Source organism: Pararhizobium capsulatum DSM 1112 (assembly GCF_030814475.1).
Taxonomy (GTDB): Bacteria; Pseudomonadota; Alphaproteobacteria; order Rhizobiales; family Rhizobiaceae; genus Pararhizobium; species Pararhizobium capsulatum.
Genome location: NZ_JAUSVF010000001.1, coordinates 1,418,889 through 1,444,731 on the forward strand (window position 1 = coordinate 1,418,889; position 25,843 = coordinate 1,444,731).

The window sequence follows — 25,843 nt, forward strand, 5'->3', positions numbered from 1 at the left end:
CCTTATTGCAAAGCCTCGCTAAATATCGTTCCATCCGGCCTTGACCGGACGCAACGTCGTTCAGCGTCAAAAAAATACGAGAACAAGAACAAAGCTGGGAAGCAAGCTCATGAAAAAGCTCTCTACTCTTCTTGCGGCAACCGCAATCGCCACGCTGATGGCCGGTTCCGCATGGTCGAAGACATTGGTTTATTGCTCTGAAGCATCGCCGGAAGGTTTCGACCCGGGCCTCTATACCGGTGGTCAGACATTCGACGCTTCGTCGCGTACCGTCTACAACCGCCTCTTCGAATTCAAGCATGGGGGAACGGAACTTGAGCCGGGCCTCGCTGAAAGCTACGAAGTTTCGGCTGATGGCACCGAGTACACCTTCAAGCTGCGTCCGGGCGTCAAGTTCCAGACCACCGAATATTTCACGCCGACCCGCGAACTGAACGCCGACGACGTGATCTTCTCGTTCGAGCGCCAGTACAAGACCGACAATCCCTGGAACAAGTATGTTGCCGGCGCATCCTGGGAATATTTCTCGGGCATGGGCTTCCCGGACCTGATCGATTCGATCACCAAGGTCGATGACCTGACCGTGAAGTTCAAGCTGAAGCGTGCTGAAGCGCCGTTCCTCGCCAACCTCGGCATGGATTTCGCTTCGATCATGTCGAAGGAATATGCCGACAAGCTGGCAGCAGACGGCAAGATGGAACTCTTGAACCAGCAGCCGCTCGGCACCGGTCCGTTCACCTTCGTCGCTTACCAGACGGACGCTGCGATCCGCTATAAGGCCAACCCGGACTATTGGGCGGGCAAGGAAAAGATCGACGACCTCGTTTTCGCGATCACGACCGATGCTGCGATCCGCGCACAGAAGCTGAAGGCCGGCGAATGCCAGGTTATGGCTTATCCGAACGCGGCCGACGTTGCCGAGCTGAAGAAGGATGAGAACCTGACAGTTTTGGAGCAGGAAGGCCTCAACGTTTCCTACCTTGCTTACAACACGCTTGTTGCACCGTTCGACAAGCCTGAAGTCCGCAAGGCGCTCAACATGGCCGTCAACAAGCAGGCGATCGTCGATGCCGTGTTCCAGGGAGCCGCTACGGTTGCCAAGAACCCGATACCGCCGACAATGTGGTCGTATAACAATGCCGTCGAAGACGACAAGTACGATCCGGAAGCAGCCAAGAAGATGCTTGCAGACGCTGGCGTCAAGGATCTCCATATGAAGATCTGGGCGATGCCGGTTGCTCGTCCGTACATGCTGAACGCCCGCCGTGCAGCTGAACTGATGCAGGCTGACCTTGCCGCCATCGGCGTCACTGTCGAAATCGTCTCCTACGAATGGGCCGAATACCTGAAGCTCTCGTCCGCCAAGGACCGTGATGGCGCAGCTATCCTCGGCTGGACCGGTGACAATGGTGATCCGGACAACTTCCTCGACACCCTGCTCGGTTGCGACGCTGTCGGCGGCAACAACCGTGCTCAGTGGTGCAACAAGGACTTCGACGACCTGATGACCAAGGCAAAGGCAACCGCTGATGTCGCAGAGCGCACGAAGTTCTATGAAGAGGCTCAGGTCATCTTCAAGAAGGAAGCGCCCTGGAACACGCTCGACCACTCGCTCGTCTTCGTACCGATGAGCAAGAAGGTCTCGGGCTTCGTCATGGATCCGCTCGGCATTCACCGCTTCAACGGCGTGGATATCGCTGAATAAGAGAGTATAAACTCTGTCTGCCGCATCCGCGGCGGCAATTCCGGCGGCCCGAATATTCGGGCCGCCGGTTTTTACTAATTGGACTAAACGCCCATGTTGCGCTTTATTTTCGGACGGCTCGCCGTCCTGATCCCCACATTCATCGGGGTTTCCATTATTGCATTCTCGTTCATCCGCCTGCTGCCCGGAGATCCGGTCATGCTGATGTCGGGCGAACGCGTGATGTCTCCCGAGCGTCATGCCCAGATCATGACCGACCTTGGCCTCGACCGTCCGATTTACGTCCAGTATTTCGACTATCTCGTGAACCTGTTGCATGGCGATTTCGGAAGCTCGATCGTCACCAAGCGGGCGGTTCTTGACGATTTCCTCCAGCTGTTCCCGGCGACCGTCGAACTCTCGCTGTGCGCCATCATCCTGGCCGTCGCGCTTGGCGTTCCGGCAGGCGTTCTGGCTGCGGTCAAGCGCGGCACATGGCTCGATCAGACCGTGATGGGAGCAGCACTTGTCGGCTATTCCATGCCGATCTTCTGGTGGGGGCTGCTGCTTGTCATCTTCTTCTCCGGTTATCTCGGCTGGACACCGGTCTCGGGACGCATCTCGCTGATGTATTTCTTCCCGCAGGTCACCGGCTTCATGTTGATCGACAGTCTGATCTCGGGACAGGCGGGGGCGTTTAAATCGGCCGTTACCTACCTGATCCTGCCGACCATCGTGCTTGCGACCATTCCGTTGGCCGTCATTGCCCGCCAGACGCGCTCGGCGATGCTGGAAGTGCTGGGCGAAGACTATGTGCGCACCGCCCGTTCGAAGGGCCTGTCGTCTTTCCGGGTCGTCGGCGTGCATGCGCTCCGCAACGCCCTCATTCCGGTCATTACCACCATCGGCCTGCAGGTCGGCGTGCTGCTGGCCGGCGCGATCCTGACCGAAACGATCTTTTCCTGGCCGGGCATCGGCAAATGGATGGTCGATTCCGTCTTCAAGCGCGACTATCAGGTCGTGCAGGGCGGATTGATGCTGATTGCTGCCGTGATCATGATCGTCAATCTCATCGTTGATGTGCTTTACGGCCTCATCAACCCCCGCATCCGGCACTAGGAGGGTCTGATGGCTGTTGTAGATACAAACTCCGTTCCTTCGTCCGGTACCGCTCCTCCATCTGGTCTGGCCGAATTCTGGTTCTATTTTTCCCGCAACAAGGGTGCTGTGATCGGCCTTGTGATCTTTACGATCATCCTGGTGCTGGCAATCTTCGCGCCGCTTGTCACGCCGCATAGCCCCAGCATTCAGAATCGCGACGTTCTCCTGTTGCCGCCGGCATTGGCCACGGGCGGTCAATGGACCTATTTCCTTGGAACCGACGCCGTCGGGCGCGACATCCTCACCCGCCTGATCTATGGCGCGCGTTTCTCGCTGTTCATCGGTCTGGTGGTCGTGACGCTGTCGGTCGTCTCCGGTGTGCTGATCGGCCTGATCGCCGGCTACTTCCGTGGGCGGGTCGATACCGTCATCATGCGCGTCATGGACATTATCCTGGCGTTTCCGTCGCTGCTTCTGGCCCTCGTGCTGGTCGCGGTTCTCGGCCCCGGCCTGCTGAACGCCATGATCGCCATCTCGCTCGTCAACCTGCCGCATTTCGTACGCCTGACGCGGGCTGCGGTCATGACCGAGCGCAGCAAGGACTACGTCGTCGCCTCCAAGGTCGCCGGCGCCGGCACCATGCGCCTGATGTTCCTGACCATCCTGCCGAACTGCCTTGCGCCGCTCATCGTCCAGGCAACGCTCGCCTTCTCGGCTGCGATCCTTGATGCGGCAGCCCTCGGCTTCCTCGGCATGGGCGCCCAGCCGCCGACACCAGAATGGGGAACGATGCTTGCCGAAGCGCGTGAATTCATCCAGCGCGCCTGGTGGGTCGTGACTTTCCCCGGCCTCGCCATCCTCGTTACCGTTCTTGCCATCAACCTTATGGGCGACGGCCTGCGCGATGCGCTTGACCCCAAGCTGAAGAGGTCGTGATGTCCCTTCTCGAAGTTGAAAACCTGGTCGTCGAATTCCAGACGGCCTCCGGTCCCTTCCGCGCCGTCGATGGCGTCTCGCTGAAAGTCAGCGCCGGCGAAGTGCTGGCGATCGTCGGCGAAAGCGGCTCCGGCAAGTCTGTCTCGATGCTTGCCGCCATGGGCCTTCTGCCCTGGACGGCGAAGGTGACGGCCGACAAGCTGACCTTTGATGGCCGTGACATGCTCTCCATGTCCGACAGCGAGCGGCGCAAGATCATCGGCAAGGATATCGCCATGATCTTCCAGGAGCCGGTTGCCAGCCTCAATCCCTGCTTTACGGTCGGCTTCCAGATCGAGGAAGTGCTGCGCTTCCACACCGATCTCGACAGGAAGGCCCGGCGCGCCCGTGCCATCGAACTGTTCGAAGCCGTCGGCATTCCGAATGCGGAAGAACGTCTCAGCCATTTCCCGCACCAGATGTCGGGTGGCCAGTGCCAGCGCGTGATGATCGCGACGGCACTCGCCTGCAACCCTAAGCTCCTGATCGCCGATGAGCCGACCACGGCACTCGACGTGACGATCCAGAAGCAGATCCTAGATCTGCTGATGCGTATACAGACAGAGCGCGGCATGGGCCTGATCATGATCACCCACAATATGGGCGTCGTGGCAGAAACCGCCGATCGCGTCATCGTGCAGTACAAGGGCCGCAAGATCGAGGAGGCCGACGTCCTGTCGCTCTTCGAAAGTCCGAAGAGCGCCTATACCAAGGCGCTTCTCTCGGCTCTGCCGGACAATGCGACGGGCGACCGCCTGCCGACCATCGCGGAATTCCTGACCGACCAGCAGATCTTCGAAGGAGCCGTGCGATGACACCCGTTCTCGAAGCGCGAAACCTCAAGCGCGATTATCAAATCCCCGGCGGTCTTTTCAAGAAGGGCCGGACCGTGCATGCGGTCAAGGGCGTGAGCTTTTCCGTCGAGCAGGGCAAGACGCTTGCAATCGTCGGCGAAAGCGGCTGCGGCAAGTCCACGCTTGCACGCATCGTCACCATGATCGACCCCGCGACATCCGGCGACATGCTGATCGACGGCCAGAAGATCGATATCGCCCACGAGGTCCTGACATCCGATATGCGCCGCAAGGTGCAGATCGTCTTCCAGAATCCGTATGGTACGCTCAATCCACGCAAGAAGATCGGCGACATCCTCAACGAGCCGCTGGTCATCAATACGGACATGAAGGCCGCCGATCGCAAGGACAAGGCGATGGCCATGCTGAAGAAGGTCGGCCTTGAAGAGAAGCATTACGGGCGCTATCCGCATATGTTCTCCGGGGGGCAGCGCCAGCGCGTGGCAATCGCCCGGGCGCTGATGCTCAACCCTCGGCTTCTGGTGCTGGATGAACCGGTTTCGGCGCTCGACCTTTCGGTGCAGGCCCAGGTCTTGAACTTGCTTGCCGACCTGCAGGACGAGTTCCAGCTGACCTACGTCTTCATCAGCCACGACCTCTCGGTGGTGCGCTACATCGCCGATGACGTGATGGTCATGTATTACGGCGAAGCCGTGGAGTATGGCAGCCGCGAGGAGGTGTTCGCAGATCCCAAGCACAGCTATACCAAGACGCTGTTTGCCGCGACGCCGCGCGCCGATGTCGAAAGCATCAAGGCGCGTCTCGCTCGCAAGAACGCGGCCTGACTGATCAGCACAGGCGCTCTTCCAAAGCGCCTGTGCATCTCTTCTGACATGTTGGCCTGCTACGGTCTTTCGTGTAAACGAACCCCGCCGCTCTGAAGTCTGCCTTTGGCGGCGGGCGTCGATCCGCAGCCGGAGCCCGTCCGGCCGTCAATCCCGAGGAATGAGATCATGGAAATCAAACGTTTCGAAACCGGTCCGCGCATGAGCCAGGCTGTTGTCCACAATGGCACCGTCTATCTGGCCGGCCAGGTCGGCAATGCCGGCGATGACGTCGCGACCCAGACCGAGCAGGCGCTGGCCGAAGTCGATCGCCTTCTGGCGCTTGCCGGCACGGACAAGACCCGCATCCTCTCGACCACCATCTGGCTAGCCGACATTGCCGACTTCCCGAAGATGAATGCCGTCTGGGACGCCTGGGCGCCGCAGGGCAACACGCCCGCTCGTGCCACCGGCGAAGCCAAGCTTGCAGCACCGGAATATCTGGTCGAAGTGATCGTCGTCGCTGCTCTTTGATACCTTTGCATCCTTGCAGGATGCAGAGCAAATGATCGCCCGGCATGCCTCGCGCTGCCGGGCTTTTCTTTGGTATTCCCGGGCTGTGAAACGGCGTTCCGTTAACCTTTGTTAAAATTCCCTCAAACCCCTGGAACAAAGGGGATGGCGTCGCGTTGTAGATTCGAATTTCCAATATGAAAATCGAATCCGATGGAGGTATGTGCCATGCTTTACTGGCTTCCCAGAATTTGCCTGTTTGCCGTGATTGGTGTCGTGCTCGCCCTCGGTGCGTTGCCCGCCACCTCCGAAGATATTGCCAATACCCTGATCGTCGTTCTTCTCGGCCTCGGCCTGTTCTCCATTACTGTTCAGGTATTTCCGCCCGAAAGGCATTGAACGGCAACGGGGTTTTACTGAATCTTGTTTTCTTTTCCCATGTAGACTGTACTCTCTTTCACAAGGGATGCCGGTACCTGAGCAGGGAAGCCCCTCGGCGGGTTATGGCCGGCGTGGAGGCTTTCTCCGTGCTGCGCAATGACTGTGCATGGGAAAGGAGGGGCGATGGCAACCGTGCCGACGGGATTTTCCCGGACCGTGCCCTTGAGCCTGTTTGCGGGAGCTCTCCTGCTTCTTGGCCTCGTGCTGGCGGCACTCGTTTTTGCCTCCATGACCCGGGAAAATTCCTCTGAGGCGCTGGATGCGGCGCAGCTCAACAACCGCACTGTTCTGCTCCTGAGCCTGCTGCAGGACGCTGAGACCAGTCAACGCGGCTACGTGCTGACTGGCAATCAAATCTATCTTCGAGATTTTCAGCGGGCGGCCGCACTGGCCAATCTTCAGTTCGTCAGCTTGCAGCACGATCTCGGTGATGTCGCGATCGGAACCGAAACTATCCGTCGTCTGGGAATGCTCGTCGCCCGCAAGCTTGATGCGATGAAGCTGACGGCAGATCTCGAGGCGGCGAAAGAGCATAACAAGGCTCTTTCCGTCGTCACCGCTGGCGATGGTGAGCGCCTGATGCTGGAAATTCGCCAGATCATTACCCGCATCGATGCGATCACCAACAATGTGGGGTTCCAGCGAAGTCGGGATTTGACCGATGCGACATGGATGCTGATTGCCACCATTGCCATCGGCGCTGTGTTGCTGGTCCTTCTCGTCGGCGGCGCCATGCGCCTGGTCATGGGGCATTCTATCCAGATCGAAGGTGCAAGAACCGCGCTTGCCGAGCACAATGACACCCTCGAAGCCAGGATCCGACAACGCACACAATATCTCGAACGTGCGAACCGGGAGCTGCAAAGCTACAGCTATATAGTCAGTCATGATCTGCGCGCCCCACTGGTCAATATCATGGGATTTACATCGGAGTTCGAGCGCGCGGCTGAAGTCTTCAAAGCCTTCCTGCATACCATCCCGCAAGGCAGTGGAGGTGAGATGGAGCGGGCGGCACGGGAGGCCGTTGAGGTCGATATCCCCGAAGCCCTTGGTTTCATCCATTCCTCGACGAAACGAATGGATGAGCTGATCACCGAAATCCTGAAACTGGCGCGGGCCGGCAGCCGGCAGTTTCACCCTCAATCGGTCGATCTCAAGGGGCTGTTTGCAGAGATCGTTGCAACGTCCAAGCACGGCGCCGATGAGACCAACGCGACAATCGAGATCGCGCAGGATTTACCGGTCGTGGAGTCCGACCGACTTGCGTTGCAGCAGGTTTTTGGCAACCTTGTCGAAAATGCCTTGAAGTATTCGGCCCCTGGACGACCCCCCATCATAAAGGTGAAGGGCAAGATTGTCGGAGAAGAGGCTATCATCGAGGTAGCCGACAATGGCCGGGGTATCGCCGAACAGGATCTCGAACGGGTTTTCGAACTCTTTCGTCGATCCGGTCAGCAGGATCGACCGGGCGACGGTGTCGGCCTTTCGCATGTCAGAGCCCTGGTTCGCCGTCTCGGCGGTGACGTGACTGTCCGCTCCACGCTGGGAACGGGGACCACCTTCACCGTCACGTTCGCGGCGAAACTTCGGCAGGAGGGGAGGGAGGAAAATGACAACGGTCCAGCAGGTCACCATCATCATGGTAGAGGATGACGAAGGCCATGCTCGCCTGATCGAGAAGAATATTCGGCGGGCAGGTGTCACCAATGAGATCCTTCCGTTTCTTGATGGTTCGTCTGCGCTTACGTATTTTCTCGGCGAGGATGGAACCGGAGCGCGTCATGAGGGCAGGCCGCTGCTTCTGCTGCTCGACCTCAATCTGCCTGATATGACCGGCATCAGCATCCTTGAGCGGCTGCGCAAAAGCGAACATCTGAAGAGGATGATGGTCATCGTGCTGACGACCACGGATGACCCTTCGGAAATTCACCGCTGCTATGATCTGGGCGCCAATGTCTATGTGGCCAAACCCATGCAATACGAAGCATTTGTCAATGCGATCCGGCAACTGGGGCTTTTCCTGTCGGTGGTAACGGTGCCCGAGGTCGCATGATGAGTGAAACCGAAACGGTTGCCGCAATGACCGTTCTCTATATCGATGACGACGAGGCGCTGGGTGTGTTGGTCCGCAGGAACCTTGGCCGTCTTGGATTGACCGTGGTGAATGCGACGGACGGCGCAAGCGGGCTGGCACGGCTCGATGAGGGGGGTATCGACGCCGTTGCGCTGGATCACTTCCTGACCACCGAGACCGGTCTCGATGTCCTGCACCAGATGACCACCCGTCCGGATCATCCCCCCGTGGTCTATGTCACCGGTGTCGGGGAAACCGCGGTCGTTGCAGAAGCCTTGCGGCGAGGGGCCGTGAACTGGATCACCAAGGACATATCATCCGAGTTTTTCGGCCGCCTTGCCGAGGCGCTGCGCGACGCTTTTCGGCGGCATCGGGCTTCCGCTGACCATTCCTGAAAAACCGGTGTTTGTGCAACGTCTTCCTGCCGATGGCACGTCCGCGGAACATTTTCGCGGCCGGGGCGTTTAGGGGGCGTCCATGTGGATGAGAGGACTGAAAACTCTGTCCTGATTCACATCTTTCGAACATCGGCAGCGGATGCAAACGGGCAGGACTTCCTGATGGAGGCCGTCGGGATCGCGTGGCTTAGGATCGGAAGAAAAGCGGGTTGCGCAAAGGAGCGGGAAGCATGGGGGCGTTGTTTTCGCCGGAACGTCAGTTCAAGACCAAGCGCAAATATGCGGAAATCGAGTCTGAGGTTCTGTCCACGGATCTTCCTCCGGTTCCACCTCCGAAAACGGGGCTTGATCTTGTCGTCGCCTGGAGTGTCGTCGGAACCTTTATCATCCTGGCATCGGCGGTCATCTACCTGATGGAGACGATCCTGATGCCGATCACACTTGCGATCGTCGTCGGCATGGTTCTGGGGCTCGCAGCGGATCGGCTTGTGAAGTTCGGGCTGCCGCCGGCCCTTGGCGGCATCCTTCTCGGTCTTGTCTTCGTCGTCGGCCTGTTCTTCCTGATCAATGCGCTGATCGAGCCGTTAAGCTCGCTCGCAGGGCAGGCCCCGGGTATGATCGAGCGCGCCATGGAGCGCATCCTTCCCTATTTCGAGCGTTTCCAATGGGTCCGCGTTGCGCTGGAAGGTACGGATGACAAAGCACTGGCGGATATGGCAATTCAGAATGCCGGTTCGATGCTCGGCATGGTCGCCTCCGGCCTGACGCCGGCCTTCGTTCAGACAATGATCTTTCTTGCGGCGCTCGGGCTCTTTCTTCTCGGCCGCGCACAGTTGCGAAAAACCATTATTCTCGCCTTTGCAACACGCGAACGCCGCCTTGCGGCCATCCGCATCATGAATGCCATCGAAAGTTCCGTCGGGTTCTATTTCTCGACCGCCAGTGTGATCTACATGGCGCTCGGCTCGATCACGGCTTTCATCGCCTTTGTGGGTGGGTTTACCATGGCGCCGCTGTGGGGCCTCTTCGCCTTCGTCTCCAGCTTCATCCCGTATCTTGGCGTGACAGCAATGACGATCGCGCTCCTCTGTGCCGGGTTGATGACCCATGACGCCCTGCTGCTGGCCATGATCCCCGCTGCCGCATTTTTCCTGCTCCATCTGGTCATGGAAAATCTCGTGACCCCGGCGATCCTCGGGCATCGGCTGGAAATCAATCCCTTCATCATCTTCATCGCGATCATCTTCTGGACATGGATGTGGGGTGCTGTCGGCGCCATGCTTGCCATGCCGCTGTCGCTGATCGCGATGACCATCTTCGAGGAGGTCCGGCCGCATCCGCCGGAACGGCAGTTGCCAGCCTGATCCTTCTCCTGTTCCGCGTGATTGAAAGTCTGTGAATGCCGCAATCGATGGACATGCCCCAGAACCAGGACCAGTCTGATCTGCATACGGGGCAAACGCCTTGGGGAGTTGCTGGTCGGCGCCCTTTCATCAAACCCCTCCCGGAAAGCACCAAGGCGGATGTCCTCATTGTCGGCGGCGGCATCACCGGGTCGATGATCGGCCAGCATCTCGCCGCCCGTGGTCTGGATGTAGTGATTGCCGATCGCGAGCGACCGGGCTTCGGCAGCACCGCCGCCAGTACCGCGATGCTTTTGTGGGAGATCGACAGGAGCCTCGGCGACCTGACGCAACTCTACGGCTTCGATCACGCCGCGGAGGTGTATAGGCATAGTTTGGCGGCGATGGCGGGCTTGAGAAACCTGGTGACCGGGCTCGAACTGGACTGCCGCTTCGTACCGCGATCTACACTCTATATCGCGGCCGAAGAAGGCGATGCTGCAAAGTTGCTCGACGAGCACCGTCTCCGTTCACGGGCAGCGCTTCCAGGCGATTATCTCGGTCATGCAACGTTGTTGTCCGGGTTCGGCATCGATCGAGCGGCCGCGATCTATTCACCCGGCGCGGCGGAGGCTGATCCGCTGCTGCTTTCCTGGGGACTTCTGGAACGCGCTATGCAATCCGGCGCCCGCCTGATCGATGCCGAGATTACGGCCTATGATCACGGGCCGAAGTGCGTAGTTGTACAGGCCGACGATGGCAACGTCATCGAAGCCCGCCATGTGGTCCTCGCGACCGGTTATGTCATGCCCGATTTCCTGAAGAGCGACCTGCACAAGACAGTTTCAAGCTACGCAATCGCCACCGTTCCGCAGGCAAAAGACAAGCTTTGGCCGGCCGAAGCATTGATCTGGGAAGCGTCAGAGGATTACCTCTACGCGCGCACGACGACCGATGGTCGGATCATCATCGGTGGCGGCGACGACGATACGACGGATCCTGAAAAGCGAGCGAAAAAGCTCGTCGCAAAGACCGATCTCCTCGTCGAGAAACTTTCGCGGCTTTGGCCGCGGGCGCTTCCCTCGGTCGATTACAGTTGGTCGGGCGCCTTTGGCCAGACAGTCGATGGCCTGCCGCTGATCGGGCCGGTGCCGTCGATGCCACGCATTCTTGCCGCCTATGGATATGGCGGCAATGGCATCACCTTCAGCTATATGGCCTCGCGCATGCTCGCAGCGCTGATCGCCGGCGAACGTCAGGGATGGTTCGAAGCTTTCGCCCTCGACCGTCCGCCAGGTTGATCTCAAGCCTTGTGGTGTGGTGCGTTGGCGTTCTCGTCGAAGAACAGCGCCTGGCTGATCAGTGCCTTCACCATCTCGGGATTGAACGGCTTGGTGACCAGGAATGCCGGTTCCGGCTTCGTGCCCGTCAGCAGTCTTTCCGGGAATGCCGTGATGAAGATGACGGGAACGGTCGCGTCGGCAAGGATTTCGTTGACCGCGTCGATGCCCGAACTGCCATCAGCGAGCTGGATATCGGCAAGGATCATCTTCGGCTTGGCCCGGTTGAAAAGAGCGACCGCTTCGGCGTGGGTTCGGGCGACACCCGCAACGCGGTGGCCAAGGCTCGAGATCATGTCTTCGATATCCATGGCGATCAGCGGCTCATCCTCGATGATCATGATGTCGGTTGCGACCTGCCTGGAAATGTCCTGAGAGGCGCGTTCCAGCAGAGCCTCGGCTTCGCCTTCCGAGATGTCGAGAATTTCGGCGGTTTCGCCGGTGGAAAATCCCTCGACGGAAGCCAGAAGGAAAGCCTTGCGGGCAGCGGGTGAAATCTTCGCCAGATTGGCGGCAGCCCGGGTTTCCCAACGGAAAGGCGACGGCGTTTCCGGAAGTGTGATGGTCATCTTGTCGAGCTGGCCGCAGAACAGCTTGAACACGCTCACGCGATCGTTCGGACCCTCGGGGAAGAGCGAGATATCGGCGATCAAGGCTTCGAGCATGGCGGCAACATAGGCATCTCCGGATGCCTGGGACCCGGTGATCGCACGCGAGAACCGGCGCAGATACGGGAGATGGGCGGCGATGCGCATTGAAAGTGACATTCAAGACTTCCTTCAGTATGATGCCGGAGAATTTCCGAGGCCGGCGTCCAAGAATTGCTTCTTGCAATGGTTTGAACATGTTTTCTGGTTTATGGGAAGTTTTGAAGCATAGGTAAACGCTGAAAGGGCGCTGCCGCTCCCCATTTGCATATGGAATCATACAATGCCGAAATGGGTGTGTGGAAGTGAGCTTGGTCTATGAGTGACGTTCCAAAACAACAGCGCATGACAGCCGGTGGCGCCCGCGGCCCACGGTCTGATTCCAACACCCAGATCGCCTCCAAGCTCAAAGCCCTTTATAGCGCCGTCGAGCAGGAACCTATCCCTGACATGTTCCTTGATCTTCTCGAACAGCTGGACCGTGCGGAACGGCTTACCAAGCGCTGACCGCGCGTCCCTGTTACGTCCCGATTTCAACCATAAAAAAACGGGCCGAAGCCCGTTTTGTGTTTTGTTGTGCGTGAGATCAGCAAGCTGCCTCATAGCGGCGTCCATACCGGTCGCGGTAGAGGCAGCGGCCCGGCTCGTTTGCATTGCCGATCAAGGCGCCAGCGACGCCGCCGACAGCGGCACCAACTGCCGCACCGCGGACATTTCCGGTGGCGACGCCACCGATGATGGCGCCGGAGGCTGCACCAATGCCCGCGCCCTTTTCGGTCTGCGTGCAGGCGGCAAGCGGCAGAATGAGCGCGACGGCGAGAATGATCTTCTTCATGACGGGTTTCCTTTACTGGGTCACAAATCGCTGGGGTAGGTAGAGGCCGTAGCCGTGAGATCAGATGCGTCCCATAAGGACAAGAATGAGCAGGATGATCAGGACGAGACCGAGGCCTCCGGATGGTCCGTAGCCCCACGAGCGGCTGTAGCCCCAGTTCGGCAGGGCGCCGACGAGCAGCAGGATCAGGACGATCAGGAGAATGGTGCCTAGCATGGTGTTTCCTCTTCGGGGTTCAAGGCCTTAGCGGCGGTCTTTCTGTCACGAAAACGCTGTCGGTGCGGTTTTGTTCCCGAGGTCGTTAGGCGGATAGGGAAGACTTACGGAGGAGGGTGCGGGCGTGAGGTTTCCGCGCAGAACTGTCCGGGATGTGAGCGGCCCGAAAAGCATGAAATTGGCAATCAGCCGGTCCACCTTTTCGCGGGCTTCCGCCATCGGCAGATGGCCGACCTTCCCGAGGATGACCGTCTGCACGCGGCGCAGACCGCCCGAGAGGTGCAACTGATGTGCCGGCGGCACGATCCTGTCGTGAGCGCCGATGATATTCAGCACGGGAACGTCGATATCCTGCACCTCTGAAAGAACGGATGTCGACGACATCCACGAGACGAAGGCGGCGATCTCATCGGGATGGGAACTGAGAAGACCCGTCCTCACCTGTTCCATCGCAGCCAGCGTCTCCTCGGTTTCCCAGGACAAGGCGGGATCGAAAACGCATTCCAGTGAACCCCAGCGGAAACTCTCGCGGGTGGAAATCCATCGTGTGAAAAGCCTGGCGAACAGCACGCGCCCCAGCAACGGTAATCGCAAAATCTTTGCCGCGATCCGCTCCTGTCCTTCGAAACGCCCACACGCAAAAGCGCCCATGAGAATGAGATTGGAAACAAGATCCGGACGATGGCGTGCGAGAAGCAGCGACACGAAGCCGCCGGTCGAGTGGCCGATCAGCGTCACCGGTTCACCGTCGAAGTCGCGCTCGATCGCGCGGGCATAGGCATCAACGATGTCGCTGGTTCGCAAGGGCGCCGTCCTGCCCTCGAGTGACCAGGGGCTGTGTCCCGGCAGCGGATAGGCAGCGGCTCGTCCTTCGCGAACGATGGTTGGAGCAAAGCAACTCCAGAAGGAGGGCGACATAACCATCCCGTGGATCAGCACGGTCTTCATGCCTGCGTCTTTGGAAAGCCATAGGGTCGGGGGTTCACGCAACATGGAAAACGCTCTCTAAAAAAGCGCCCGGTTCAAAGACGGTTCTGCTGTGGTGAACATGCGAAGGCAGGTCATTCCGGCAGGAGGACATTCTGCGCGATACGCGGATTGCCCCTACGCGTAACTATGGATCGGACGTGCGAGCGAAACGCATTAAATTGTCAAAAGTTCCCGGTCGCGACACCGCGAAATTTCCGGAACCTAAGCGGTCCATCTCCGTTTTCTGATCAAGAAATGCGCCATCAACCCAAGCTGCCGGTTCGATTGTCGATCCGGCGAGGGACCCGGAAAATGGAACATGTTGCAGCAATCCTGATGCTCGTTGGCTGTGGTTATGGAAACGTCGATTGCCGCGAGCTTCCCGCCTCGAGGGTGGGATACGAGACTGCCGAGGAATGCCAGTCAGACCTGAAACCGGTCGTCGCCGGGGTTCATAGCGCGGCACCCGTTATCTACGCAAAATGCGCTGCCGTCGACCCGGCCCTTTTCATCGAGGATTCCGAAAATGCGCGGGTCCTCTGGACGGTAACACCGCAGGACGAGCTCCGCGTGAGCATCAAAGTTGAGGAACCGGAAGTGCCGCTCATGATCGCAACAGCTGAGCATTGATGGGGAACCAAACGACTTTGCACCGCGTTTTACACGCATCAACCAAGGAGAAAAGACATGAACTGGGATATGATCGAAGGCAAGTGGACGGAATATCGCGGCAAGGCACAGGCCCAGTGGGGCAAGTTGACTGACGATGACCTGGATGTCGTGAAGGGTCGCCGCAAGGAGCTGGCTGGCCGGATTCAGGTTCGCTACGGCGTCGAAAAGGAAGAAGCCGAGCGCCAGATCGACGAATGGTCTTCACGCCATTAACGCATGTCGCGCAAAAGTGTGCAGCGGTTTTGCGATAACAACATGCGCAAAAACAAGAGTTGGATCGTGGGAAGCGCATCTGAAAGATCGCGAAACGCTTGAACGCCGATTTCGGCTCGATAGATCCCTTTTTAAGAGGGCATGTGACGGCGTCCGGATTTCGTCCGGACGCCGCTCGCTTTTTGAAGGAAGCTTTCCCGGCTTCAGCCGGTCAGTGACGGGAACAAAATCCAGCACCTGCCGTTAGAAATTTGAAGGACGGGCGCTCTGTCGCCCGTTGAACCCGCCGCGTGTGTACATGCGGCTCTTGTGCATGAAGGAGTTTCCCATGTTTCGCACACTGCTCGCGACAACCGGCCTCACTTTGGTTCTTGCCGCTTCTCCACTCACATTCACTTTTGCGCAGGAAGCAACTGCTCCCGCTGCCGCTGTTTCAGACCCAGGCACTCCCGAGGATAATGCGGCCACGTTCCCCGGCCAGTTGCTCGCGTCGTCGCTTCTCGGCAAGACCGTTTATACGGGCGTCGATGAGGAAGGCGAGGCAATCGGCGACGTCAATGATGTCATCATCAACCCCACCGGAGGAACCGAGGCGTTGGTGATCGGCGTCGGCGGATTTCTCGGCATCGGAGAGAAGGACGTCGCGATCGGGTTCGACCGGATGAGCTGGTCGGATAAGGAAGGACACCGCATCCTCGTCGTGACCGCGACCAAGGAGCAGCTGATGGCCGAGCCCGCCTTCGAGCGCAAGCCTATCATGGATGCCATGGTCTCAACGCCGGCGTCCGATCAGACGGCTGAAAATCCGGCGGCGACAACCCCGGATCCATCGCAGACGGTCATGACGGAACAACCGGCGAGCGGGACGACGCCACAGATGACGGATCCAGACCTTGTTCCCGGAGTTGATCCTTCCACCACCGCCAGTGCAACGCCTGCACCGGAACTCTCGCCGGTCGATCCCGCGCTCTTGAGTGCGGAGAAGCTGATCGGCACCGAAGTGAAGGTGGCGGATGATACCAAGGTCGGCGAGATCGGCGATGTGATCCTGGGCAAGAACGGCCAGGTCGAAGCGTATATCGTCGATGTCGGAGGCTTCCTGGGCATGGGAGCAAAGCCTATGGCGATGAGTGCCCAAAGCGTTCAGGTGATGGCGGATGCAGATGGTGCCATGACCATCTATTCGCCTTTCACCAAGGCTCAGCTCGAAAGCCAACCGGCCTATGATGAACAGGCATACAAGGCCAATCCCTCCTCGGTGTTGCTTGCCACACCGGCCCAGTAAGACGCCGCCACAACGAGGAAAGCCCGGCCGCCGCCGGGCTTTTTTGCAAGAGGGTTTCAGGCAAAGAAAAAGGGCAGCCCGGGCTGCCCTTTTCTGCTGGAATGCGAAAAATGCGCTTAGCGGCGAAACCGCTCTTTTGACGTATTTTCCACCATTTCCAGTTCTTCGAGAAGTTGCGCGAAAGTCCCATCTGTCTTCGGAATGCTATCGTCGAAGTACATATCACGTAACGTATTGCCGATATGCAGGTTCTTTTCACGCATCCTGGCAGGTTGGCGCAAAGAGGCCGACGCTGACTTCCAGATGTTGGATGTGGATACGGTCATTTTCCTGTCTTTCATTTTGCGGTTCGCTTTCACAACGCGCCTGCAATGCCGAGGTTCCGAAAAACTCATGGCCAATCCGTGTCAAACTGGGGCACTTTTTCTGGTCATGGTTAACCAATACTTACCGGCCGTGGACCGGGATCGGGGCTTCTTGGTCGTCCCGCGAGGCGGATATGGAACAAACGGGGCGTCGGGGCGTTGTCTGTCAGAATGATAACCAAGGAGAACCTCAATGCTTTATTACGCTCTCGTCTTCCTCGTCGTCGCGATCATTGCCGGTGTTCTCGGCTTCGGTGGTATTGCCGGCGCCTCTGCTGGTATCGCGCAGATTTTGTTCTTTCTGTTCCTGGCCTTCCTGGTCATCTCGCTCGTTGCGGGCCTGATGCGCCGGACTTAAAGTCTTCGGGAACTGGGGAAAACCTAAAATCTCAAAAGGAAGCGATGGTCGCCATCGCTTCCTTTTTTTGTTGTCCAAACGCTTCCCGGTTGCGACTTGATGAAGGAGATCGGCTTGGCTATGGATTGAGGGAATATCGTCCGTGGAGACGTGTCGGCCGTGCTGCTCGGTTTCCTCGATCGGATAATCAACACGTTGAAGAAATAGTCCTTGCGGATGCAAAGATCAGGATGGTCTCGATGAAGGCGGATATCGTCGTACTGGGTGCAGGTATTGTCGGGCTTTCAACGGCCATTCATCTTGCCCGGCGCGGCAAATCGGTCGTTCTTCTGGACCGGCGCGGCGCAGGCGAGGAAACGTCCTTCGGCAATGCCGGCCTCATCCAGCGCGAGGGTGTCTTCCCCTACGGTTTCCCGCATGATTTCGGGGCCTTGTTCCGCTACGCGCTGAACAACACGATCGATGCGCACTATCATTTCCGAGCTCTGCCCGGCCTTGTTCCTTTCCTCGCGCGCTACTGGTGGCATTCCGGCTTTACCCAGCACAGCCGCATCGCGCGATTGTACGCACCGCTGATCGAGAATTCTATCGCCGAGCACGAAGACCTGATCAATGCATCTGGCGCCGGCGAACTCATCCGCAAGGACGGCTGGATGAAGGTGTTTCGCACCGAGAAGGCCCGCGACGCGGCCTACAAGGAAGCGGAATCGCTCTCGATCGCCTTTGGCGTCAATCACCAGAAGCTTTCGGCCAGCGAGTTGAAAGTCCTGGAGCCCTCGATCAAGGTTGATCTTGCCGGTGGCTTGCGCTGGACAGATCCGTGGTCGATTCGTGATCCGCATAGTCTGAACAAGGCCTATCTCGCCTATTTTCAATCGCTGGGCGGGCGGCTGGTGTCGGGGGATGCGGCGACTTTGGAACATGTGCTGGAAGGTCCGGGCTGGCGCGTGGCGACACCGGAAGGTCCGCTTGAAGCTCGTGAGGTGGTCGTTGCGCTCGGTCCCTGGGCCGATACCGTGACCCGCAAGCTGGGCTATCACTTTCCGCTCGCCGTCAAGCGCGGCTATCACATGCATTATGGTACGCAGGAAGGCGCGCACCTCAACAACTGGGTGCTCGATGCCGAGAGAGGATATTTTCTCGCACCGATGCTCCGCGGCATCCGACTGACGACAGGCGCGGAATTCGCCTTCCGGGATTCGCCGAAGACGCCCGTTCAGCTCACCCGGGCCGAGCCCGTCGCACGCGAATTCTTCCCGCTTGCCGAACGGCGTGATGAAGAGCCGTGGATGGGCGCGCGCCCCTGCACGCCGGACATGATGCCGATCATAGGCAAGGCGCCGCGTCACCAGGGCCTATGGCTCGCCTTCGGGCACGCTCATCACGGCATGACGCTCGGCCCCGTAACCGGCCGTGCGCTCGCCGAAGCGATGCTTGGAGAAAAGACGGTTGTCGATCTGAAGCCTTATCGGCCGGATCGTTTCCTGGCCTGATCCGGGTCGCGCCTGCGCCCCGTACAATCGATCCTATTAGAGTTTGTCAGGGAAAAGTGGAAACCGGTTTTCCCGAAAAGAAAAATGAAAACAAAAGAATCTAGAGGATGTCCGGTTCAATCTGAACCGGACATCCTCTAAAAAACGATTTTTCTCAAAATCGCAGGAACCTTTCCTGTTCTGGCCCGTTTAAGGCGTTGGCTCGTGACGAGATGCGGGCGTGTTGCCATGGGCGGCAACCAGAGGAAATGACCGGGATACCCGGTGGCGGGAGCAGTATTTCATGAAAAGGCAAGCAATGGTTCACGGTGGCGAAGCCGTGGGCGCGCTGATTCCGGATGCGGGTCGTTTTCGGTTTGTCGCCGTGAAGTTCAGCGTATGGGCTCTGGACGGCCGCTTCTACGATAGCCCCGAAATGGCGCAGCGTGCAGTAAGCGCGCATTTTGCCGGCGATCTGCCGGGATTGGCCGCAGTCGAATCCCTGTCGGAAGACGCAGTGGCATGATCCTCCTGCCGGAAAACATCATGGATCTTCGTAACCTGAGGCGCTGATTTCGAGACTGTGCTGCCCGGGATCGGTGTTGAAAAGCAGTGCGCCCGAGACGTTCGACTGTGCCGGCACATAATCGAGTGTCACTTCCCGTTCTTCGACCAGCTGTGTACCGTCGAGAAGACGCCCTGTTACCGGAACGGCGGCGGCAGTACGTCGACCGTCATTGTAAATCGTAAACGCGAGGCGATAGCCGTTTCCCGTCTTGTGGGTATTCGCGACTTGCACACGAAGTTCCGGCAGACCGTCCTGTTCTCCCGGTGCCTGAAAGGCGATCCAGGCAATCATTGCCAGAACGATCAGTGCCGAAACGGCGCCGGTCGCCCACTCGATCCAATGGGCGTCCCGGTCAACGACCCGCCTCGATCGCGTCCTGTCGTTGGAGTCATTTGTATCGCTCATCACATTCCTTTCAGGCTGCGGGCCAGATTGCGGGCGTGATGCCATCAGATGATCAACCGGGCTGCCGATGCGCCGATCGCGCCCGGAAATGCCAGGACGACCATGGCCATGATCGCCGGAGTCAAATTGCTTCCATCCAGCCGTTCAAAGGTCCAAAGCGAATACAGGCTGATGAGAAGTGCGATCGTGTAGCCCGGCAGCGTGAAGCGAAAGAAGGCGTGCCATTTGGGCGTGTCATCCGAGATTTCATGACCGCCCTTGAAGGAGACCGCATAGACAAAAGCGTGCATGATGATGAGCGACGCGGCGATGACAGCCAAAGCGTGCCACGTTGTCATCTTGTAGGAGATCAGGATCATCTCCTCCGTCGGCGCCATGTTCAGATTGAGAAACAAGGCCCCGACGGCCATCAGGAACAACTCGCCGCCATAGGTCGCCTTGTCGTCGTCGCCGCTTTCATGGGCGCTGCCAAGCTGGCTGCGGCCGAGCAGGGCACCCATGCTGGCCGGTATCGATTGCACGGCAATCTTGCCGATCACCTCCGACCAGGGCATGCCCGGTTCGAGAAGCCGGAAAAGACACAGGATGAACCCGCTTGTAAGAATACCAAGTGCATAGGCGATCACGGCGTCGCGAAAGTCGTCCTTCCATCCGAAGGTCTGTTCGAAACCAACCTTGTGGGCAATGCCGACCAGCAGGGGCAAGGCAACGAGGAGAAGCAAGACGAGCCGCCAGCGCTCCATGGTAAAGCCCAGCGCCCACATCTCCATCGTCATCTGCATAGGCAGCGCAAAGAGAAGGGCGCCGCCGATGCCGCGCCCCAATCCGATGACAAAATGCCGGGGTTTAAAGGCCTGTGGGGCTTCCGGCTGTCGAGGAGGAGTGTTTACCTCCCCGTTTTCGACTTCAGCGGCACGCGGGCGCTTTTTCCCGCGTTTTGCCTTTGCCGCTTTCTTGCTTGTCGTGCTGTCCTCAATCCTCGGCACGATTCCCCCTTCCGCCCGATTCTTCTCCTTTTGAAGGGAGAGACGTATCAATCGTCCCAATCCGACGGCAGATTGGCGTCCGCAGCGCGCAAGCCCAACCGGTTGTGAACAGCCTTGACACCAGCGATCCGCTGGATTGTAACACCAACAAGCCGGCGATCCTCGGCAGCATCGACCTCCCCTTCAAGGGTCACGACACCTTCGTCGATGCGGATCTCGAAGCCCGACATATCGACGTCGCCGGCCTCGAGGATATCGGTAATCTTCTGCTCCAGAACATCGTCGTCGATATCCTGCTCCGGATCGTCCTTCAGCAGATCTGGCCCTCCGCTGGAGCGGATGCGCGTTTCACTACCGGTCTGGTAACCGGGATTGCCGCTCTCATCGAAATTTTCCCGGGACGCGCCATAAGCGCCGTTGCCCGTCAAGGTATCGGAACCCGTACGGGCATCCGCATAGGGCCAGCCATCATCGATATCGCGCTCTTCATAGTCGCGATAATCCTCTTCCCGACTGGTCGGTTCATTGTCGCTGTTTTCGCGGGCGGCATGCTTCATTCTGTCCATGAGGGAACCTCCTGTAATGGCGATCGGTGAAATCTTTTAAGAAACGGATCAGACGGCGATTGGTTCATTCCGGAAAAAATTGAGATGAACGAGTTCTGCACGAGAAAGAGCGGAAGCCGTGGCTCCCGCTCCGTTCCTTTTTGGTGGGTAACCCGTGCTTTCGCGCGGATTAGTTGGCCGGAGCCGGCTCTGTCGTCTGCGGAGCGGCACCGGTAGCGGGCTGCTGAGCCGTGCCAGTGGCCGGAGCAGGCTGTGTGCCCGTACCTGTCGTGGCCGGAGCGGTGCCAGTGGCGTCAGGCGTGGTTGCCGGGGCCGTGTTATTCGTGGCCGGGGGCGTCGCACTGTTATCCGTTGCCGGCGGGGTTGCTGTGTCAGTCGTTGCCGGCGGTGTTGCTGTGTCAGTGGCTGCAGGCGGGGTAGCCGTATCTGTAGCCTTCTGTTCGCCGGGCAGCCAGAAAAGCAGGGCAAGAACAACACCGGCAAGAAGTACGATGAGCAGCGGCCACATGCTGCGGGACTGACGCGGCGGTTCTACGGCGGCATTGAGCTCACGTTGCCGCTGTTCAGCCGCAGTACGGTCGATCAAAGGATCGGTCACGGGCGCACCCGTCACCGGGTCAATACGCGGGGACGCCTGTTCGGCCGGCCACGAGGCCGGATTGATCGGGCGGCTGTCATTTGGGTCAAAACGCTGGTTCATGATGTTCACATCCTTTCGAAGCCTGAGTGTCGTGCCGGATAGGAAGGCAACTGGGGGATGAACGTGCGCGAACGGGGAAAGTTCCGACGCGCGGGAACTCGACCGTTTGGGGAATAAACTGTGTGAAGAGACGGACTTAAAAACGGGGCATCAATCGCCATCCGAAACAAAGCGGTAGCCGACGCCGGGCTCCGTGCGCAGGATGGTGGGATGCGTCGGATCGCGCTCGATCTTCTGCCGCAATTGACCGATGAAAACGCGCAGGTAATGCAGGTCTTCGCCATGGGCAGGTCCCCAGACGGACGTCAGCAACGTCCGATGGGTGACGACGCGGCCGGCATGGCGGGCAAGAAGCACGAGCAGGTCGTGCTCCTTCGGGGTCAACCGGATCGGCTGCTCGTCACGCGAGACCAATCTGCGCACGGTATCGATGACGAGCCCATCGACCTGGTAGATCGGAGTGGTGGTTTCCGCTCGCCCGCGATGGCGCAGCGCGTTGCGGATACGCGCGGTAAGTTCGCCGATGCCGAAAGGCTTTTCGATGTAATCGTCAGCTCCAAGATCGAGGGCCGCGATCTTTTCGCTTTCGCGATCCCTTGCAGACAGGATGAGGATCGGAATATCCGACCACCCGCGCAGGCTCGACACCACATCCTTCCCATCCATGTCGGGCAAGCCGAGATCGAGAATGACGAGATCGGGTGCAGTCGTGGCGACGGCCTTCAGGGCTTCGGCGCCGGTCGCCGCTTCCACCACCTCGTAGCCGGCTGCGCCGAGCGCAGGTTTGAGGAAACGTTGAATCTGCGGTTCGTCATCGACGACCAGAATGCGGGCGAGCGTCATGGTTTCTCCTGGGTCGTCACCGGAAGGCGTATCACCATGCGAGTTCCGCGCTTCTTGACGGCAGGGCTTTCGGCGTGAATGCGTCCCCCCATGGCCTCGATGAAGCTCCGCGCGATGGACAGGCCAAGGCCGGTGCCGGCCGCGCGCCCGTCGGTCTTGCCTCTGCGGTAGAACTTTTCGAAAATCCGGTCGAGGTCTTCGGGGGGAATGCCGCGACCGGAATCGGTTACGGAAACGAGAACGTCTCGCCCATCCCGCCTCGCAAATACCTGGATCGGTTCCTGACCTCCATATTTCACCGCGTTGTCCAGCAGATTGAACAGGACCTGGCCAAGCAGGACACTGTCGCCGGAAACGAGCGGCAGATCCTGGGCAATGCTTGTTTCGATCGCACGGTCGGGAAAATATTTGCGTGTCCGTTCCGCCGCCATCTGCACCACGTCGGACACATCCACCCAGTCCCGCTTCGGCTGGATGTTGCCGGCCTCGATGCGGGTCATGTCCAGAAGATTGGCGACGAAGCGGCTCATCCGGCTGCCTTCCTCCTCGATCGACTGCAGGAGATCGTCGCGGCTTTCGCCGCTCATCTTGTCGCCGAACTGGCGAAGGCTGGTAACGGCGCCCGTGATCGTAGCAAGGGGTGTCTTCAGGTCGTGCGAAATAGAAGACAGCAGGGCTTCCCGATAACGCTCCCCTTCCAGTTGGGCCGCGTGCGTCACGTTCGCCTCCGACAGCCGTGCCCGATCCATGGCAATCGCCGTCTGGTCGAGAATGGCGGACAAGGCGCGTTCCTCGCTGGTGTCGAGCCGCTCGGCTGTCTGTTCGATGCCGCAGACGCCGACTGCGCCATGCGGGCTGAGGAGCGGGCGAAATTCAAACCGGCTGTTGGGCAGGGTGCCTGTGCCGTTGCCGGCCCGCTCTTGCTTGTCGTAAGCCCAGCGTGCCGCCGTCGTGTCGGCAACATCGAGGTCCGTATCCGGAGGCCAGGCCGCCGCCACCGTCAGCTCCCCATTTTCCGGCATCAGAAGCACCACATTGCGTTTCAGGCTCGTCTGGAGTTGCGAAACCGTGGCCCAGATTGCGTCCTCGGCTTTTTCCGTGCCGGACAGCTTGCGGGAAAAATCATAGAGCCCCTGCAATGCGCTTGCCCGCACACGCGCGATCTTCGCCTGTTCGCGGATGCGCGACGCAAATCCGCCGGCAATCATGGCGACGGCGAAAAAGACGAAAAGTGCAAAAACCTCGTGTGGCGCGGCAATGGTGAAGGTGTAGCGGGGTTCGATGAAGAGGAAATTGTAGCACAGCGCCGACAGCACCACCGCCAGAAGTGCTGCCAGATAACCTGACGTCACCGCAGCTCCAAGGACGGCGAGCAGGAAGAGCAGCGAGATATTCGGCAGCCGGATGAAGATATTCATCAACACGCCGAGAAGCGCGGTTGCTGCAACGAAGGAGCCTGCGGTTATCGCGGCCTCCGGTAGGCGGTGACGATCGAGAAGAGGGGTGAGGCTCGTCTTCTTCTTCGCCTGTTTGCGGTCCGGGGTCACGAGATGAACGCCGATGCCCGCCGCGCGGCGGGTCAGCGCATCGGGCAAGGAGCGGGAGAGAAATCGCGACAGACCGCGGCGGTTTTCTGCACCGATGACGATCTGGGTCGCGTGTTCCCGCCGCGCGAATTTCAGGATCTCGTCGACGAAGTCATTGCCGATGATGCGACGCGTTTCCGCGCCGAGCTGTTCGGCCAGGCGGAAGATCTGGTCAAGCTGGCCGATGCCTGACCGCGTATGGGCTTCGCGGTCTGCCCGCTCGACGGATACAACCGTCCACGGCGCATTCAGCCCAGTGGCGAGGCGGCTTGCCACGCGCACGACCTTTTCGGAAAGCGCGTCAGGCCCGACGCAGACAAGCAGGCGTTCGCCCGTCGCCCACAGCCCCTCTATTGCGTTCTGCTTCAGATAATCGACGACCTGATCGTCGACGCGATCGGCTGTGCGCCTCAGCGCCAGTTCCCGCAGCGCAGTCAGGTTGCCGAGCCGGAAAAACCGATCGACGGCGCGGCTGGCGCTTTCCGGCAGATAGACCTTGCCCTCCTTCAGCCGCTCGATCAGCTCGGTTGGCGGCAGATCGACAAGCAGAACCTCGTCGGCCCGGTTGAGGACAACATCAGGCACCCGCTCGCGCACGGTAACGCCGGTGATCTGGGCGACGAGATCCGATTGGCTTTCCAGATGCTGGATGTTGAGCGCGGTCCAGACATCGATCCCGGCATTGATCAATTCCTCGATATCCTGGTAGCGCTTGGGGTGGCGGCTGCCATCGGCGTTGGAATGGGCCAGTTCATCGACGATAACGATGCGCGGATGGCGGGCGAGCGCCGCATCGAGATCGAACTCTTCGAGCATCCGCCCACGATGGGCGACGCGTATCCGCGGCAATTCCTCAAGGCCTTCGAGCAGGGCTGCCGTCTCGCTGCGGCCATGGGTCTCGACCAAGCCGATGACGATATCGACGCCGTCGGTTTTCAGGCGCCGCGCGCGAGACAGCATCGCATAGGTCTTGCCGACCCCAGGGGCCGCCCCCAGAAAAACGGTCAGCTTGCCCCGGTGGTTCTTATCCATCAGGGCAAGCAATGCATCCGGGTCCGGCCTGCGGTTTCGTTCGCGGTCCTCGTCCGCCATGCGGTCTCTCACGTCTTCAGGGCATCAAGTGTCAGGTTGAGGTCTAGCACGTTCACGCGCGGCTCGCCGATGAAACCGAAGCTGCGGTCCTCGATTTTTTGTTCGACAAGCTTGGTGACGTCGCTTTCGCTCAGCCCGCGCGCCTTGGCGACGCGGGTGATCTGGGCGCGGGCGAATTCCGGCGAGATATGCGGGTCGAGACCCGAGCCCGAGGTCGTCGCGGCGTCGGTGGGGACAGGGGTTGCGATGCCGGTTGTCTTCAACCGTTCGACATCGGCGGCAACCCGGTCGCGCAGCTTGACCGAGGTCGTGCCGAGATTGGAGCCGGAGGAGGCGGCTGCGTTATACGGATCAGGACCCGTGGCCGAGGGGCGGGGCCAGAAATATCGGTCCGTGGTGAAATTCTGTCCGATGAGCGATGAGCCGACAACGACGCCATCCCTTTCGATCAGGCTGCCGTTTGCCTGGGCCGGCATGACGGCTTCGGCGATCCCGGTCACGGCCAGTGGATAGCCGATGCCCGTCAGGGCGGTGAGGGCAAGGGTGAGAACGATGGCTGGGCGAAGATGGTTGAGCAT

31 protein-coding genes are annotated in these 25,843 nt (G+C 59.5%); 19 read left to right on the top strand and 12 right to left on the bottom strand.

What is annotated here, in order from left to right; genetic code table 11:
• Positions 1–109 precede the first annotated feature (109 nt).
• The 12 genes from QO002_RS06750 to QO002_RS06805 all read left to right on the top strand — a co-directional run bounded on the left by QO002_RS06750 (position 110) and on the right by QO002_RS06805 (position 11,448).
• The gene (locus tag QO002_RS06750) at positions 110–1,705 is read left to right on the top strand and encodes an ABC transporter substrate-binding protein (RefSeq protein WP_307227945.1); all 1,596 of its coding nucleotides are present in this window, start codon (positions 110–112) and stop codon (positions 1,703–1,705) included.
• Positions 1,706–1,798: 93 nt separating this feature from the next.
• Positions 1,799–2,803: an ABC transporter permease subunit gene (locus QO002_RS06755; protein ID WP_307227948.1), complete on the top strand. Its 1,005-nt coding sequence runs from the start codon at positions 1,799–1,801 to the stop codon at positions 2,801–2,803.
• 9 nt (positions 2,804–2,812) lie between these two features.
• Positions 2,813–3,721 carry an ABC transporter permease subunit gene (locus QO002_RS06760; protein ID WP_307227950.1) on the top strand — a complete coding sequence of 303 codons (909 nt, stop codon included), beginning with the start codon at positions 2,813–2,815 and terminating at the stop codon, positions 3,719–3,721.
• Positions 3,721–4,575 (top strand): ABC transporter ATP-binding protein, encoded by an 855-nt coding sequence (locus tag QO002_RS06765; protein ID WP_307227952.1) that lies wholly within the window; start codon positions 3,721–3,723, stop codon positions 4,573–4,575. The genes QO002_RS06760 and QO002_RS06765 overlap by 1 nt, the downstream gene beginning before the upstream one ends.
• Positions 4,572–5,399, top strand: coding sequence for a dipeptide ABC transporter ATP-binding protein (locus QO002_RS06770; protein WP_307227954.1), 828 nt, complete (start codon positions 4,572–4,574; stop codon positions 5,397–5,399). Before QO002_RS06765 ends, QO002_RS06770 begins: the two co-directional genes overlap by 4 nt.
• Before the next feature lie 168 nt (positions 5,400–5,567).
• Entirely contained in the window at positions 5,568–5,912 is a 345-nt protein-coding gene (locus QO002_RS06775) for a RidA family protein (protein ID WP_307227956.1), read from the top strand.
• A 207-nt stretch (positions 5,913–6,119) separates the two neighbouring features.
• A complete protein-coding gene (locus tag QO002_RS06780; RefSeq protein WP_307227958.1) occupies positions 6,120–6,290 on the top strand; it encodes a hypothetical protein in 171 nt (56 codons plus the stop codon).
• Positions 6,291–6,455: 165 nt separating this feature from the next.
• A complete protein-coding gene (locus tag QO002_RS06785; RefSeq protein WP_307227960.1) occupies positions 6,456–7,985 on the top strand; it encodes a sensor histidine kinase in 1,530 nt (509 codons plus the stop codon).
• On the top strand, positions 7,942–8,385 hold the full coding sequence (locus QO002_RS06790; RefSeq protein ID WP_307227962.1) for a response regulator: 444 nt from the start codon (positions 7,942–7,944) through the stop codon (positions 8,383–8,385). The genes QO002_RS06785 and QO002_RS06790 overlap by 44 nt, the downstream gene beginning before the upstream one ends.
• Positions 8,382–8,801, top strand: a complete 420-nt coding sequence (locus tag QO002_RS06795) for a response regulator (RefSeq protein ID WP_307227964.1) — start codon at positions 8,382–8,384, stop codon at positions 8,799–8,801. The genes QO002_RS06790 and QO002_RS06795 overlap by 4 nt, the downstream gene beginning before the upstream one ends.
• Positions 8,802–9,034: 233 nt before the next feature.
• Positions 9,035–10,168, top strand: a complete 1,134-nt coding sequence (locus QO002_RS06800; protein ID WP_307227966.1) for an AI-2E family transporter — start codon at positions 9,035–9,037, stop codon at positions 10,166–10,168.
• Positions 10,169–10,203: 35 nt separating this feature from the next.
• A complete protein-coding gene (locus QO002_RS06805) occupies positions 10,204–11,448 on the top strand; it encodes an NAD(P)/FAD-dependent oxidoreductase (RefSeq protein WP_307227969.1) in 1,245 nt (414 codons plus the stop codon).
• Positions 11,449–11,450: 2 nt separating this feature from the next.
• Here QO002_RS06805 and QO002_RS06810 read toward each other — a convergent pair whose 3' ends face one another.
• The gene (locus QO002_RS06810) at positions 11,451–12,254 is read right to left on the bottom strand and encodes a response regulator (RefSeq protein ID WP_307227971.1); all 804 of its coding nucleotides are present in this window, start codon (positions 12,252–12,254) and stop codon (positions 11,451–11,453) included.
• Between the two features lie 198 nt (positions 12,255–12,452).
• Between QO002_RS06810 and QO002_RS06815 the strand changes: the two genes are divergently transcribed.
• Entirely contained in the window at positions 12,453–12,641 is a 189-nt protein-coding gene (locus QO002_RS06815; RefSeq protein WP_370878459.1) for a NepR family anti-sigma factor, read from the top strand.
• 79 nt (positions 12,642–12,720) lie between these two features.
• Here the strand turns inward: QO002_RS06815 and QO002_RS06820 are convergent, their stop codons facing one another.
• From QO002_RS06820 to QO002_RS06830, 3 genes are read right to left on the bottom strand one after another with little or no spacing between them, the layout of a single operon-like run.
• Positions 12,721–12,969 carry a YMGG-like glycine zipper-containing protein gene (locus QO002_RS06820; protein ID WP_307227974.1) on the bottom strand — a complete coding sequence of 83 codons (249 nt, stop codon included), beginning with the start codon at positions 12,967–12,969 and terminating at the stop codon, positions 12,721–12,723.
• Between the two features lie 60 nt (positions 12,970–13,029).
• Positions 13,030–13,185 (bottom strand): DUF3309 family protein, encoded by a 156-nt coding sequence (locus QO002_RS06825; RefSeq protein ID WP_307227976.1) that lies wholly within the window; start codon positions 13,183–13,185, stop codon positions 13,030–13,032.
• A 45-nt stretch (positions 13,186–13,230) separates the two neighbouring features.
• Positions 13,231–14,178, bottom strand: a complete 948-nt coding sequence (locus QO002_RS06830; protein WP_307227978.1) for an alpha/beta fold hydrolase — start codon at positions 14,176–14,178, stop codon at positions 13,231–13,233.
• Positions 14,179–14,466: 288 nt separating this feature from the next.
• On the opposite strand from QO002_RS06830, the gene QO002_RS06835 reads away from it, so the two are divergent.
• From QO002_RS06835 to QO002_RS06845, 3 genes are all read left to right on the top strand, one after another.
• Entirely contained in the window at positions 14,467–14,784 is a 318-nt protein-coding gene (locus tag QO002_RS06835; protein ID WP_307227980.1) for a hypothetical protein, read from the top strand.
• A gap of 57 nt (positions 14,785–14,841) precedes the next feature.
• Positions 14,842–15,039 (top strand): CsbD family protein, encoded by a 198-nt coding sequence (locus QO002_RS06840; RefSeq protein WP_307227982.1) that lies wholly within the window; start codon positions 14,842–14,844, stop codon positions 15,037–15,039.
• Between the two features lie 328 nt (positions 15,040–15,367).
• Complete coding sequence (locus tag QO002_RS06845) at positions 15,368–16,324, top strand: PRC-barrel domain-containing protein (RefSeq protein ID WP_307227984.1); 957 nt, start codon at positions 15,368–15,370, stop codon at positions 16,322–16,324.
• Positions 16,325–16,440: 116 nt separating this feature from the next.
• Here QO002_RS06845 and QO002_RS06850 read toward each other — a convergent pair whose 3' ends face one another.
• Positions 16,441–16,650: a hypothetical protein gene (locus QO002_RS06850; protein ID WP_307227986.1), complete on the bottom strand. Its 210-nt coding sequence runs from the start codon at positions 16,648–16,650 to the stop codon at positions 16,441–16,443.
• Positions 16,651–16,882: 232 nt separating this feature from the next.
• Between QO002_RS06850 and QO002_RS06855 the strand changes: the two genes are divergently transcribed.
• From QO002_RS06855 to QO002_RS06865, 3 genes are all read left to right on the top strand, one after another.
• On the top strand, positions 16,883–17,047 hold the full coding sequence (locus tag QO002_RS06855) for a DUF1328 domain-containing protein (protein ID WP_037105882.1): 165 nt from the start codon (positions 16,883–16,885) through the stop codon (positions 17,045–17,047).
• A gap of 239 nt (positions 17,048–17,286) precedes the next feature.
• Complete coding sequence (locus tag QO002_RS06860) at positions 17,287–18,540, top strand: NAD(P)/FAD-dependent oxidoreductase (RefSeq protein WP_307227990.1); 1,254 nt, start codon at positions 17,287–17,289, stop codon at positions 18,538–18,540.
• A gap of 283 nt (positions 18,541–18,823) precedes the next feature.
• A complete protein-coding gene (locus QO002_RS06865; protein ID WP_307227992.1) occupies positions 18,824–19,045 on the top strand; it encodes a hypothetical protein in 222 nt (73 codons plus the stop codon).
• 18 nt (positions 19,046–19,063) lie between these two features.
• Here the strand turns inward: QO002_RS06865 and QO002_RS06870 are convergent, their stop codons facing one another.
• The 7 genes from QO002_RS06870 to kdpC all read right to left on the bottom strand — a co-directional run bounded on the left by QO002_RS06870 (position 19,064) and on the right by kdpC (position 25,843).
• Positions 19,064–19,492, bottom strand: coding sequence for a TIGR02588 family protein (locus tag QO002_RS06870; RefSeq protein ID WP_307227994.1), 429 nt, complete (start codon positions 19,490–19,492; stop codon positions 19,064–19,066).
• A 44-nt stretch (positions 19,493–19,536) separates the two neighbouring features.
• Positions 19,537–20,322 (bottom strand): TIGR02587 family membrane protein, encoded by a 786-nt coding sequence (locus QO002_RS06875; RefSeq protein ID WP_307233206.1) that lies wholly within the window; start codon positions 20,320–20,322, stop codon positions 19,537–19,539.
• A gap of 203 nt (positions 20,323–20,525) precedes the next feature.
• Complete coding sequence (locus QO002_RS06880) at positions 20,526–21,044, bottom strand: BON domain-containing protein (protein WP_307227996.1); 519 nt, start codon at positions 21,042–21,044, stop codon at positions 20,526–20,528.
• Positions 21,045–21,213: 169 nt separating this feature from the next.
• A complete protein-coding gene (locus QO002_RS06885) occupies positions 21,214–21,744 on the bottom strand; it encodes a hypothetical protein (RefSeq protein WP_307227998.1) in 531 nt (176 codons plus the stop codon).
• A 150-nt stretch (positions 21,745–21,894) separates the two neighbouring features.
• Positions 21,895–22,587, bottom strand: coding sequence for a response regulator (locus tag QO002_RS06890; RefSeq protein ID WP_307228000.1), 693 nt, complete (start codon positions 22,585–22,587; stop codon positions 21,895–21,897).
• Entirely contained in the window at positions 22,584–25,265 is a 2,682-nt protein-coding gene (locus QO002_RS06895) for an ATP-binding protein (RefSeq protein ID WP_307228001.1), read from the bottom strand. Before QO002_RS06895 ends, QO002_RS06890 begins: the two co-directional genes overlap by 4 nt.
• 8 nt (positions 25,266–25,273) lie before the next feature.
• Positions 25,274–25,843: a potassium-transporting ATPase subunit KdpC gene (gene kdpC, locus QO002_RS06900; protein WP_307228003.1), complete on the bottom strand. Its 570-nt coding sequence runs from the start codon at positions 25,841–25,843 to the stop codon at positions 25,274–25,276.